This is a genomic window from Curvibacter delicatus NBRC 14919 (genome assembly GCF_001592265.1).
GTDB lineage: Bacteria > Pseudomonadota > Gammaproteobacteria > Burkholderiales > Burkholderiaceae_C > Hylemonella > Hylemonella delicata.
Map to the genome: position 1 here is coordinate 1 of NZ_BCWP01000060.1, position 11,463 is coordinate 11,463.

The following is an 11,463-nucleotide window of genomic DNA, read 5'->3' on the forward strand; positions in this document are numbered from 1 at the left end:
AGGCGTGGTCCACCAGCATCTCCTGGCAGGTCACGATGTCAAACTCTTTGGCGATCAGCTCGTTGACCAGATGCCAGGACAGTTCCGGGCAGCCGGCCACCGGCGCCGAGGTCGGGATGCCCCAGCCCTCGTCCGCATTGCGGTACTCGGCCGCGGTGCCGATGGCGAAAGTCGGCATCTTGTCGAGGAAGAAGTTCAGGCCGTGGTCGTTGTAGAACACCACCAGCACGTCGGGCTTGACCTTGCCCAGCCATTCATGAATGGGCGGGAAGCCGTCGAAGAAGGGTTTCCAGTAGGGCTCCTGCTGCAGACCCTTGGCAATGGCGCCGCCGATGGCGGGAATGTGGGATGTGGCCAAGCCACCGATGATTTGTGCCATGTTGTGCGTTCCTCGTTTTACTGGTTGTTGGCCGCGACGAGCTTGGCCCTGAATTCTTCCTTGGTCATGCCGGTCTGCTGGGCGCCGATGTCCTGCATGTCCAGCCCGAAGATGCCGGCGAACTTGGCCAGGTAATAGGCATTGCCGCCAGCAGCCAGCAGGGCCAGCACCTGTTTGGAACGGATGGCTGCCGCCTGCTCCTCGTTCAGGCCGTACTGCTTCATATAGGCCTCGGGGTCGGCCACAAAGGCCTCGCGGTTGGCCTTCTCGTTGAAAGAGAAGCACATTTTGTTGAGGGCATAACCCTTCTTGGCCATGTCGCCGTCAAAGGGCGTGGTGCCGGGAATCTGCTTGGTTGCGCTGGTCACTGAGGTCTCCTTGGGTGACGTAAGTCAAAACGGATAGGGCAAGTATTCCGAAAGCATTGACCCAGATAAAGACATGAATCATGATGTGACTCATGAGCAAATTCGATCATTTCGACCTGGATGGCCACTTGCTGCAGCTTTTGGTGGCCGTGGTGGAAACCGGCTCGGTCACCGGCGCAGCGCAGCGCTTGGGCGTGACGCAGTCCGCCGTCAGCCACCTGCTGGACAAGCTGCGGACCATCACCGGCGACCCGCTGTTCGTGAAAAGCGGGCGCGGCATCGTGGCCACAGCACGGGCCGAAGAGCTGGCCGCCCAGGCGCGCGGCCTGCTGCGCCAGCTACAGCACTTTGCCCACAGCGGTGAGTTCGACCCGGCACGCTGGCAGACCACCTTCACCATTGCCGCCAACGACTTCCAGCGCGACCTGCTGCTGCCGCCATTGGCCGCCCGGCTGCGCTCGCAGGCGCCGGGCGTGGCGCTGCGTGTCATCCCCTCCGGCGTGCCGCGGCTGGAAACGCTGCGTACCGACGACTGCCAACTCGTCATCAGCCCGCGCCCGCCGGAAGGCAGCGACATTGTGCAAAAGCGCCTGTTCGAAGACCAGTACCGCGTGTTCTACGACCCGGCCGTGCGCCATGCGCCGTTTGATGAAGCCGAGTACCTTGCCGCCGACCATGCCACCGTGGTGTATGAGCCGCGCCGCAGCCTGGACCTGGACCAGCACCTGGCCAACAAGGGCGTGAACCGGCGCTTCACGGTGATGGTGCCGAGTTTCAGCGCCCTGCCCGCCTTCGTGCGCGGCACGCCGCTGCTGGCCACCGTGCCCGGCTTGCTGGCGCGCCACACCCTGAGCGGCCTGGCCAGTTGCCCGCCGCCTGTGACCTGCCCCACCATGCCCATGTACATGATCTGGCACGCCCGCTACCAGCAGGATGCCGCGCACCGCTGGCTGCGCGCGCAACTGGAAGCCGTGGTGGCGCCGGCGCTGGCTGAGGCAGCACCCCAGGCCGGTTTTGCGGGCGCTTCATCTATGGCTTAATAGCGGTTTTCCACTCTAAAACCGAGAGCCAACATGGGCAACAAAATCGTCACCGAAGCAGACCGCAAAGCCACTCCCGCACCCAAGCCGCTTCCCGGCATGACCCTGCGTACCGCTGGCCGCGGCCAACGCGTCAGCCTGGAGCGCGGCACCGCCACCCGCAGCAAGAAGAACCCGGGCAAGCGCTCCAAAAAGGGCGGCTGATCTGCCTCGCCGGTGTGCCGCGCCATCTGTTGCGCCGTACGCCGGACTCCTGGCCGGCGCTGAGCCTTGCGCTTTGCAGCGACTACACCGGCCCACCCCAAATTTCCTCCTCACAGTCAAGACAGCGATGACCGCATCGGTCCGCGCCGTCTTTCAGCGTCAGTCCGAAACCAGCACCGCCGCGGCATCACCGCCATCGGCCCCGCCGGCCACAGGCGCCACCAGCGCGGCAGCCTGCTCGCGCAAGGGCGGCAACAGGCGCAAAGCCAATACCAGTTGCGAGTGCAGCACGCGCTCGCCGTCAGACAAGGGGCCTTGCGCCGCGCGGACCAGCGCATCAAGCAACGCCGCCTCATGCGGTGCATCGGGCGCAGGCAAGGTCTGGCTCGCCTCCAGCGCGCCTGCCAAGGCGTCGAGCGTGCTGCGCAGCCAGGCCACGGCACGGGCACTGTCGTCGGCCAGCACCAGTTGCAGGTTGCGGTGCGCACCCAGCGCCGACAGGTAGTTCAGCAGCGTGTGCGACAGCACCAGAAAGCGCGTGCCGGCCGCCATGTGCCGGCGCACGTAGATCGGCTCCTCGAACACCGCCGACATGGCACTGGACAAGGCCGCATCGGCGTTGTGCGCATTGCGTCGTGCCAGCCGGTAGGCCAGGTGGTCCTGCTTGCCGTGCTGGTACTGGCCGATGATCTCCTGCAGGTACACCGCCTGCGTGCGCAAGGCCTGGGCCGCCACCCGGTGCAGCTGGCGCGACTGCCAGCTCGGCAACACCAGCCACACCGCCAGCCCGGCAATCAGGCTGCCGAGCAGCGTGTCGATCAGGCGTGGCACGATCAGGTCAAAGCCGTCACCCGCCTGGTTGAACGACAGCAGCACCAGCGAGGTGATGGCCGCCGTGGCCAGCGTGTAGCGGCTGTGCCGGGTGGCAAAAAACAGCGCTGCTGCCGCCACCGTGAAGGCCGACTGCACCAGCACCTCCGGAAACAGCCGCAGCAGCGCCCAGCCGACCAGCAGCCCTAGCACCGTGCCCCAGATGCGCTGCGCCAGCAGGGCCAGCGTGGCGCCATACTGCGGCTGACAGACGAAGACGATGGTCAGCAAGATCCAGTAGCCATGGCTGTCACCTGTCAGCCGCCGCAAGGCGTCGCCGGTCAGCAGCGCCACGCTCAGGCGGATGGCGTGGCGCATCAGCGGCGATGACAGCGTCCACTGCGCGCGCACGCGCTGCCAGGCATCGCGCAGGGAGCGCGGGTTGCGGTTCAGCAGGCTGGAGTCGGCCGGCAAGCGCCCGGGCTGCGGCGCGCCGAGCGCACCGCCCAGTTCGCGCACCACGCCGGACAGGTTGTTCGCCAGCGCGTGCAAGGCACGCAGGGGCTGCTGCGCCTGCGCCGCCTCCGTGGCACTGCGCGGCAACGCCTGCAGGTGCCGGATGGCCTGCTCCAGATCTTCGATGGCACGTGCCGTGTCCTCGTCGCGCACCCAGTCCTCATCCAACTGGATGGCCTGCGCCAGGGTCTGGCAATCGTGCCCGAGCAGCGCCACCAGACGCTGGAAACGGTACAGCACGTCACTGTGGAAAAAGGCCTCGGCCAGCACGTCATAGTGCTCATGCGACGAGGTTACCCGCTCATGCACATCCTGCGCCACAAAGTACAGGTGCAGGGCCTCGGGCAGCCACGGGGGTGCCCGCCCCGCCCCCATGCGCAGGAACAGGCTTTCCTTCACCGCGTTCAAGGCCTCGACCACACGGCCGTTGTGCAGTGCCAGCGCCAGGCGGCGGCGTTCCAGATCGACATCACGCACCGGCGCAAACAAGCGTGACTTCAGCTGCAGGTACACCCCCAGCACCTCGTACAGGCTGGCCAGCTTCTGCCGCACCGGCAGCATGGGCAAGGCGGCTGCCCACAGCACGGAGATCACCCCGTACCAGGCCGCGCCGCACAGCAGCCAGATCACGGGCCACGGCGTTGCCGGCTGGCCCTGCGACGGCTCTATTGACGCATGGCTCGCCAGCGCGGTGTAGATCGCCATGATCAGCGTGGCCACGGCCAGGGTGCGGTAGCGCCCGCCCACGGCGCCCACCATCGTGAGGCCAAACGCCGCCAGCCCCAGCACCGCCATCAGCAGACCCGGGTAAGGCAGGCTGGCCTGCACCGCCAAAGCCACCCCGGCAAAACTCAGCAAGGTGGCGGCCTGGGCCCGCACCTGGCCGCGCCAGCTGTCGTCCGACTCCGCAATGGCCCCGGCCAGCACACCCAACAGCAGCGGGATGAGCGCCTGTGTCTGCCCCAGCCACCAGCCGCCCACCATCACGATGGCCAGCGCCAGGAAGGCACGCATCCCGCAGGCCAACGCCTCCTGCCGCCACGCCTGCTGCCAAAGCCTGCGCCACTCATGCATCATCAAAAACACCTTTCGTACCGGTGGCCGCAGATCTTGCACCCCACCCACAACCGTCAAGCAAATATCGGGCCGCTCTTATCACTCTTGTTCTTGTTATAGCGAACGTTTGTGACTAGTCCTGCGCCCGGTGTGCCTGCCGGTAGCGTTGTGGGCTCAGGCTGGTGCGGCGCTTGAAGAAGCGCGAGAAGTAGGCCGGATCGTCAAAGCCGAGTTCGGCTGCCAGGCTGGCCGCCGGGGCCGCGGTGTACACCAGCCGACGGCAGGCCTCGCGCGTGAGGCGCTCGTGCACCAGCTCCAGCGCACTGCGCCCGCTCTCGGCGCGCACCAGGCGGTTCAGCCGCTGGGTCGACAGCCCCAGGCGCGAGGCATAACGCTCCAGCGGCCAGTGCGCCAGGAAGTGCTGCTCCACCAGCAACAAAAAACGCGTGAAAAGTGCCTGGTGGCGGTGCGCCCGCTCGCCCTGCGCCTGCCGCCCCTGTGCACTGGCCTGCGCCAGCCGCCACACCACGGCGCGCGCTAGCCAGCCGGCCACCGGCGACTCGGCCGTACCGGGCAGCGCGAACTCGGCCGCCAGCTCACGAAACAGCGCGTCGAGCCGCGCGGCCGCGCCGTCTTCCGGCGCAAACTGCAGCACGCCTGGTGCAGTGAACAACGCACGAAACGCCTCGCCCACCGACGGGAATTCACCCTCCACCAGCAGGCGTGCGCTGAAGGTCAGCACCAGGCCATCGGTGTCCGGCGCGAAGCGAAAGCCATGCACCACGCCCGGCGGCACCACGATGGCCGCCGGCCCCTGCGCGGCTTCGCGCCATTCATCCAGCACCACCTCGGCACTACCCTGCAACACCCACAGCACCTGGTACAGGCCGTGGTGCACATGGGGCTCGATCTCCCAGCGGTTGAGCCGGCTGCGTGACTCCACTTCCTCGATGTGAAGCACCTCCTGCCCCGGCGTAGCACTCTCACCATAGAGTGCAAAGCTGGGAATGGCGGCGGCCGGCCGGCGCGACTGCTTGGCGCCTGGTGGCGCGGCAGGGGCAGGTTTGGGCGGTGGTGAGCTGGTTTTCATGATTCCGACATTTTGATCGAAAAGTACAAGCTTTAGCCCTACTTTGTGCAGTGTCTTTTCGCCTCGCTCGCCCTAAAGTTAGGTCACGGCACCAACCACCGGAGACAAACCATGTTCAGTTTTGACCCCTACTCCCCCGCCATCGACGCGGACCCGTTCCCGTACTACAAGACGCTGCGCGACGAGTACCCCTGCTTCTGGAGCCCGGAAGCCCAGATGTGGATCCTCTCGCGCTACGCCGACATCGTGTCGGCCGGCCAGGACTGGCAGACCTATTCGTCCGCCAGCGGCAACCTGATGACCGAACTGCCCGGCCGCGCCGGCGCCACCTTGGGCAGCTCCGACCCACCGAAGCACGACCGCCTGCGCGGCCTGATCCAGCACGCCTTCATGAAGCGCAACCTGCTGGCGCTGGAAGAACCGATCCGCGCCGTGGCGCAGCAGGTGTTCGGCCAGTTGAAGGGCGTGAAGACCTTCGACTTCAAGGACGTGTCTTCGCAGTTCACCGTCAAGGTGCTGATGGCCGCGCTCGGCCTGCCCATGGGCGAGGAAGCCATCGTCGACGAAAACGAAGTGCGCGAAAACGCCGTGCTGATGGTGCAGAGCGACGCCCGCACCCGCACCAAAGGCCCGGAGCACATTGCCGCCTACAACTGGATGCAGGAGTACGCCAGCAAGGTCATCGCCATGCGCCGTGCCGAGCCGAAGAACGACCTCATCAGCCACTTCAGCCTGGCCGAGATCGAGGGCGACCGCCTGGACGAGCGCGAGGTGCTGCTGACCACCACCACGCTCATCATGGCCGGCGTCGAATCGCTCGGCGGCTTCATGATGATGTTCGGCTACAACCTCGCCACTTTTGACGACGCTCGCAAGGCCGTGGTGGCCAACCCCGAGCTGCTGCCGGATGCGATTGAAGAAAGCCTGCGCTTCAACACCTCGGCCCAGCGCTTCCGCCGCCGCCTGATGAAGGACGTGACGATCCACGGCCAGACCATGAAGGAAGGCGACTTCGTTTGCCTGGCCTACGGTTCCGGCAACCGCGACGAGCGCCAGTACCCCAACCCTGATGTGTACGACATCACGCGCAAGCCGCGCGGCCACCTGGGTTTTGGCGGCGGCCTGCATGCCTGCCTGGGCACGGCCATCGCGCGCCTGGCGGTGAAGATCGCCTTCGAGGAGTTCCACAAAGTGGTGCCCGACTACAAGCGCCTGGCCGACCAGTTGCCCTGGATGCCTTCGTCCACCTTCCGCAGCCCGTTGCGCCTGGACCTCACCGTTCAGTAATCGCTTAAGCTTGTTCCACCCCGCCGCCTGCTTCTTGCAGGCGGACCTATTTTTCAGGAGACACCTTCATGGCCAACATCACCTACGTCGAGGCCTCCGGCCAATCCACCACCATCAACCTGCCCGACGGCTGGAGCCTGATGCAGGGCGCCACCACCAACGGCATCGACGGCATCCTGGGCGAATGCGGCGGCTCCTGTGCCTGCGCCACCTGCCATTGCTATGTGGACGAATCGCGCCTGGGCGATATCGAACCGGCGAGCGAAAACGAACTCGCCATGCTGGAGAACGTGGCCGCCGAACGCCGCCCCAACAGCCGCCTGGCCTGCCAGATCAAGGCATCCCCCAAGCTCGAAGGGTTGATCATCAGCCTGCCCGCCGTGCAGGAATAAGATCGTCGGCATGACGCATCCCATCCTGATCATCGGTGCCGGCCAGGCCGGCGTGCAGACCGCCGAAGCCCTGCGCGCCGGCGGCTTCGAAGGCCCCATCACCCTGCTGGGCGACGAACCCCACGGCCCCTACCACCGCCCGCCGCTCTCCAAAGCCTGGCTGGCCGGCGAGATGGATGCCGCGCAGCTGGTGATGCGTGCGCCCGAAATGTTGGCACGTAAAAACATCGAACTGCGCACGAATGCCAAGGTCACGGCCATCGACCGCAGCGCCAAAAGCGTGACGCTGGCGGACGGCAGCACCCTGCCCTACAGCGGCCTGGTGCTGGCCACCGGCTCCACGCCACGCACGCTGCCGCTGCCCGGCGGCAACGCGCACGGCGTGCTGGCCTTGCGCTCGCGCGACGACGCCAGCGCCATTGCCGAGCGCATGGCTGTCTGCATTGAACGGCAACTGCCGCTGGTGGTGATCGGCGGCGGTTTCATCGGCCTGGAAGTGGCGGCCACCGCGCGCAAGAAGGGCCTGGCCGTGACCGTGCTGGAAGCTGCACCGCGCCTGCTGGGCCGCGTGCTGGCGCCCATGCTGTCGGACTGGTATGCCGAACTGCACCGCGGCCACGGCGTGCAACTGGTGCTGGGCGCGCAGATCGCCGAAATCGTCACCGACCACGAGAACCAGGCCACCGGCGTGCGCCTGAAAGACGGCACGCTTTACCCCGCCGGTCTGGTGGTGGTGGGCATCGGCGTCAACGCCAATGACGAACTGGCGCGCAGCGCCGGGCTTGAATGCGAACGCGGCATCGTAGTCGACGCCTGCGGCCGCACCAGCGACGGTTCAATAGTGGCCGCTGGCGACTGCACCGCACGCCGCCTGAGCGACGGCAGCCTGCTGCGCCTGGAGTCGGTACAGAACGCCACCGAACAAGGCAAGAGCGCCGCCGCTGCGCTGCTGGGCCAGGAACGCCCCTTCACCGCCACCCCGTGGTTCTGGAGCGACCAGTACGACAAGAAACTGCAGATGGCCGGCCTGTCCATGGGCGCCGAGCACTGGGCCGTGCGGGGTGACACTGCCAGCGGCAGCTTCACCGTCTACCACTACCAAGGCGACAAGCTCATCGCCGCCGATAGCATCAACGCCAGCAAAGATCACCTACAGGTGCGCAAGCTGCTGGATGCCGGCGTGTCACCCACGCCGCAGCAGGCGGGCGATGCGGGGTTTGATTTGAACAGCCTGCTGGCGAAGTAAGCTGGTCTCTTAAATAAAAATGACGCTTGGCCCTTGCGGGTTAAGCGCCATCAGCTATTAAAAACGTAGCAAATCTATTTGCACTGCTTGTCGTTCAGATCAGCCGTAAAGCCGATGCGGCGGTTGGCTGGCTTGGGTTGCGCCATCAGGGCGCGGATCGCATTGATCGCTTCAGCAAACGAGTTGTCATGCGATGCAGCGTCATTAAAGTGTTCCGCATCAATACGACCAATCCTCATGCCTCACTGGCAAACGATTGAGTTCTTCTCGGTAAAACCGCCATTTCGGCATGAACTGCGTCATCAGTGCAATGAAGCGGTTGCTGTGGCTAGGCTCCAATAAGTGAACCAGTTCGTGCACCACGATGTACTCCAGGCATTCTTGAGGTTTCTTCGCCAGTTCCAGATTGATAAGGATGTGCCGCGTCGCAGGCGTGCAACTACCCCACTTGGTTTTCATCTGGCGGACGGTCAGCCACGGCAATTCGACCCCAATACGTGGTGCCCATTTTTCAATGAGAACCTGCGCCTCCTCCCTGAGCTGGCGCCGATACCAGTCACTGAGTAACGACTGTCTCTTAGTTTCCTCAGAACCCGGTCGAACCTGCAGTAACAAACGTGCGCCTTTAATCGCCACGCATGGCTGCGCATCCTGCTCGATCACTTTCAGAAGGTAGCGCTTCCCCCAAACGTAGTGGCTTTCTCGCTCAAGGTACTCCATCTGTGCCTGGCGCGCCTGTGCACGCAGCTTCTTCTGCTGCTGCTTGATCCAGCCCAGTTTGGACAGCGCAAACACACGAATGGTCTCTAGATCCATACGCAACGGTGCAGCAACACGCACCCGTCCATTCGGCGGATAGACACTCAGGTGAATGTTCTTGATGCTTTTTAGAGCTACATCCACCGAAATGTCGCCAAGGTGAATCTGCTTCACGGCCTGCACGCCCATCAATACTCACCTTGCTTCTCAATGATGGGGAAAATTCGCTCAACCAAGTCAATGTCGAGCAATACGTTGTAGATGGGGCTTGGCCTGGCCCAGCAGCGACATCAGGTCGCGGCCGCTACTCGTGCGTGTGATGGGATGCCCCGCATCGGTAAAGACGCCTTCAATCTGCTTATCCAGCTCATCACGGTCGGTAACGATCACTACGCGCGCGTTGGGCTTGTTTTCCAAAATCCACTTGGCCAGCAGCACCATGACGATGCTCTTGCCGCTGCCCTGGGTGTGCCAGATGATGCCGCCCTCGTAGCGGTCTACAAAGGCCTGCGCCGCTTTGATGCCGAAGTATTGGTGCACACGCGGCAATTTCTTCACGCCACCATCAAACAACACAAAGTCGTTGATGAGCTCCAGCAAGCGCGGCTTGGCGCACATTTTGAGCAGGTATTTGTCGAGCTTGAAGTGAGCGTTGATCGTGACCGGCAGCCAAGTCACTGGCCGCTGATGGGGTAACGCTTCACCCGGTACAAACCGGTAGTCACCGCTTACCTCACCCACATGGTAGGTTGCTCTGGAACAGAAGGCACCGGCAGCGTGATCTTGGCGATGTTCGTCTTGCTGATACCTGAAACCTTGGTTCCGACAGCAAAGAAACGAAATTGAGCCTTTACCGCGTGGGTTTGGAAGCAATAGCGACGATATTGATGCTCCAGCTCGTCGGTCTTGCTCTTGGCAACGATAGTGTGAAGGCCGGATACAAATGGGATTTGATCCGGATTGCGAATCACTACATGCTTGCTCGTACCCTCATCGTCCTCGGAAGCATCGACAAAAACAACATCACCGTCGTCGAGTAATGACACTGACGATACTTTCTTTAGTGAGATATCGAGCTTCGGAATGTCTTGGTATTCGGTACGAACGTCAACGACTGTTTTGTTCGACGTGTGAATGTCACCGTAATGCAAATAGCAATAGCCTTCTGTTGAGAGCTTGTCACGTGACGCCGAGAAGCCGCCACTGAAGTTGAACAAGTCGCCTAGTGGCTTTACCGCCCACTTCCCGCTGAAGCCCGTCAAGCGCGTCTTGCCGGTGAGCAGTTGCTGCATGGCACCTTGTTTAATCTGGCTCTTTTTCACCAAGAGCCGCGAAACGGATTCGATCAGGGCATCGGCATAACTCAAGGCCTCGGCGATGGCCTCTTGTTCAGTTTTGGTGGGGGGAGTGGGGAAGCGTAGTTTGTTGATTTTTTCCAGAGTCAAACGAGTAATGGCATTGCCGGCCATCGCCTCCTGAATCTGTCGCTGTCCCTGAGATGACAAAATCTGTTGAAGAAAATATGTAGCGTCGTATTTACCCTGGTGGAATCTCAAAAAAGCGACACTCGAAAGCAGACTGAATTCGTCGTCGAGAGTATTAAGCGCCGCGTTGCCCGTATTCGCGCCATCTTTAGTAAGAAGAAGGTCGCCCCTCTTGACATCACAGCGTCTGTAAATTGCCTGATGTTGCGCTGCGTCGATTCGACTGGCCGTAGACATGTCCAAGTACCCGAATCGAATGTTCTTGGAGGTCACATAAAAATAGTCGTTGCCTCGAATTCGAGGTGAAAAGTGCGTACCATCTTGGATCTTGCTACAAGCGTCAAATGCACTGATGACATCCCAGTCCATCGGGATCCTCCCCACCTCGGTCTGCTTGTAGCCGGTAGTCCGCAAATACCTAGCGTTCGACTCCTTCACTTCCATGTGAACCCCATCTTTTCCAGGTGGCGGTTCACCTTGGCCTCCAGTTCAGCCACGCTGCCGACCATCCTCGGCAGCGGGTTTTCATAACGTTCGGCCAGCTCCTTCACACGTAGGGCCAGAGCCTGGCTGATGCGGTCCATCTCGCCATGGACGTCTTTATCCAGCGCGGCGAGCCATTTGTCGTCCACTACCAGAGCCTTGATCTCGGCCTCGCTGAGTTTCGGGTAATGGGCATAGGCCTTGGCGTCGAGATCGACCTCCTGCTCCTTGAGACGCTTCTTGAGATAGGCCTCCTCGGCGTTGAGTTTGAGCCACTCAGTCAGCGCAGCGGCCTGCCCCTTGGACTCTATGTCGCCTTTGATCTCCTTCAGCTGTGCGGCGACGTTGG

At 63.0% G+C, this 11,463-nt stretch carries 13 protein-coding genes and 1 pseudogene; 5 read left to right on the forward strand and 9 right to left on the reverse strand.

All coding sequences use genetic code 11. The annotated features are described in order from the left end of the window. A partial coding sequence (locus CDE01S_RS17190) for a DODA-type extradiol aromatic ring-opening family dioxygenase (RefSeq protein WP_500778421.1) occupies positions 1-379 on the reverse strand: 379 nt, incomplete at its 3' end. A 17-nt stretch (positions 380-396) separates the two neighbouring features. Further along, positions 397-747, reverse strand: coding sequence for a protocatechuate 4,5-dioxygenase subunit alpha (locus CDE01S_RS17195; RefSeq protein ID WP_084382969.1), 351 nt, complete (start codon positions 745-747; stop codon positions 397-399). Between the two features lie 92 nt (positions 748-839). Here CDE01S_RS17195 and CDE01S_RS17200 point away from each other — a divergent pair, with 92 nt between their 5' ends. Both CDE01S_RS17200 and CDE01S_RS18730 read left to right on the forward strand, forming a co-directional pair. After that, positions 840-1,787, forward strand: a complete 948-nt coding sequence (locus CDE01S_RS17200; RefSeq protein WP_066710549.1) for a LysR family transcriptional regulator — start codon at positions 840-842, stop codon at positions 1,785-1,787. Between the two features lie 33 nt (positions 1,788-1,820). Next, positions 1,821-1,991: a hypothetical protein gene (locus CDE01S_RS18730; protein ID WP_169802280.1), complete on the forward strand. Its 171-nt coding sequence runs from the start codon at positions 1,821-1,823 to the stop codon at positions 1,989-1,991. Positions 1,992-2,150: 159 nt separating this feature from the next. On the opposite strand, the gene yccS is transcribed toward CDE01S_RS18730, so the two are convergent. Both yccS and CDE01S_RS17210 read right to left on the reverse strand, forming a co-directional pair. Next, positions 2,151-4,394 (reverse strand): YccS family putative transporter, encoded by a 2,244-nt coding sequence (gene yccS / locus CDE01S_RS17205; RefSeq protein WP_066710551.1) that lies wholly within the window; start codon positions 4,392-4,394, stop codon positions 2,151-2,153. Positions 4,395-4,506: 112 nt separating this feature from the next. After that, the gene (locus CDE01S_RS17210) at positions 4,507-5,463 is read right to left on the reverse strand and encodes a helix-turn-helix domain-containing protein (protein WP_066710563.1); all 957 of its coding nucleotides are present in this window, start codon (positions 5,461-5,463) and stop codon (positions 4,507-4,509) included. A gap of 111 nt (positions 5,464-5,574) precedes the next feature. Between CDE01S_RS17210 and CDE01S_RS17215 the strand changes: the two genes are divergently transcribed. From CDE01S_RS17215 to CDE01S_RS17225, 3 genes are all read left to right on the forward strand, one after another. After that, positions 5,575-6,750: a cytochrome P450 gene (locus CDE01S_RS17215; RefSeq protein WP_066710565.1), complete on the forward strand. Its 1,176-nt coding sequence runs from the start codon at positions 5,575-5,577 to the stop codon at positions 6,748-6,750. A 68-nt stretch (positions 6,751-6,818) separates the two neighbouring features. Then, positions 6,819-7,142: a 2Fe-2S iron-sulfur cluster-binding protein gene (locus CDE01S_RS17220; protein ID WP_066710568.1), complete on the forward strand. Its 324-nt coding sequence runs from the start codon at positions 6,819-6,821 to the stop codon at positions 7,140-7,142. A 10-nt stretch (positions 7,143-7,152) separates the two neighbouring features. Beyond that, positions 7,153-8,388: an NAD(P)/FAD-dependent oxidoreductase gene (locus CDE01S_RS17225; protein ID WP_066710571.1), complete on the forward strand. Its 1,236-nt coding sequence runs from the start codon at positions 7,153-7,155 to the stop codon at positions 8,386-8,388. Between the two features lie 74 nt (positions 8,389-8,462). Here CDE01S_RS17225 and CDE01S_RS18590 read toward each other — a convergent pair whose 3' ends face one another. The 5 genes and pseudogenes from CDE01S_RS18590 to CDE01S_RS18735 form a co-directional block, all read right to left on the reverse strand. Then, a complete protein-coding gene (locus tag CDE01S_RS18590; RefSeq protein ID WP_157077181.1) occupies positions 8,463-8,627 on the reverse strand; it encodes a hypothetical protein in 165 nt (54 codons plus the stop codon). After that, positions 8,608-9,336, reverse strand: a complete 729-nt coding sequence (locus CDE01S_RS17230; protein ID WP_066710573.1) for a M48 family metallopeptidase — start codon at positions 9,334-9,336, stop codon at positions 8,608-8,610. The genes CDE01S_RS18590 and CDE01S_RS17230 overlap by 20 nt, the downstream gene beginning before the upstream one ends. A gap of 48 nt (positions 9,337-9,384) precedes the next feature. Then, the gene (locus tag CDE01S_RS17235; RefSeq protein ID WP_066710575.1) at positions 9,385-9,825 is read right to left on the reverse strand and encodes a DEAD/DEAH box helicase family protein; all 441 of its coding nucleotides are present in this window, start codon (positions 9,823-9,825) and stop codon (positions 9,385-9,387) included. A 50-nt stretch (positions 9,826-9,875) separates the two neighbouring features. Beyond that, the gene (locus CDE01S_RS17240; RefSeq protein WP_218016540.1) at positions 9,876-11,000 is read right to left on the reverse strand and encodes a restriction endonuclease subunit S; all 1,125 of its coding nucleotides are present in this window, start codon (positions 10,998-11,000) and stop codon (positions 9,876-9,878) included. A 65-nt stretch (positions 11,001-11,065) separates the two neighbouring features. Further along, positions 11,066-11,463: pseudogene (locus CDE01S_RS18735) on the reverse strand (type I restriction endonuclease subunit M); the annotation flags it as partial.

Excerpts from the sequence above, each read along its gene's own strand:
- CDE01S_RS17200 (WP_066710549.1), top strand. The coding sequence starts at position 840 with ATGAGCAAATTCGATCATTTCGACCTGGATGGCCACTTGCTGCAGCTT.
- CDE01S_RS17225 (WP_066710571.1), top strand. The coding sequence starts at position 7,153 with ATGACGCATCCCATCCTGATCATCGGTGCCGGCCAGGCCGGCGTGCAG.
- CDE01S_RS18590 (WP_157077181.1), bottom strand. The coding sequence starts at position 8,627 with ATGAGGATTGGTCGTATTGATGCGGAACACTTTAATGACGCTGCATCG.
- CDE01S_RS18730 (WP_169802280.1), top strand. The coding sequence starts at position 1,821 with ATGGGCAACAAAATCGTCACCGAAGCAGACCGCAAAGCCACTCCCGCA.
- CDE01S_RS17215 (WP_066710565.1), top strand. The coding sequence starts at position 5,575 with ATGTTCAGTTTTGACCCCTACTCCCCCGCCATCGACGCGGACCCGTTC.
- CDE01S_RS17230 (WP_066710573.1), bottom strand. The coding sequence starts at position 9,336 with ATGGGCGTGCAGGCCGTGAAGCAGATTCACCTTGGCGACATTTCGGTG.
- CDE01S_RS17240 (WP_218016540.1), bottom strand. The coding sequence starts at position 11,000 with ATGGACTGGGATGTCATCAGTGCATTTGACGCTTGTAGCAAGATCCAA.
- CDE01S_RS17210 (WP_066710563.1), bottom strand. The coding sequence starts at position 5,463 with ATGAAAACCAGCTCACCACCGCCCAAACCTGCCCCTGCCGCGCCACCA.
- CDE01S_RS17220 (WP_066710568.1), top strand. The coding sequence starts at position 6,819 with ATGGCCAACATCACCTACGTCGAGGCCTCCGGCCAATCCACCACCATC.
- yccS (WP_066710551.1), bottom strand. The coding sequence starts at position 4,394 with ATGATGCATGAGTGGCGCAGGCTTTGGCAGCAGGCGTGGCGGCAGGAG.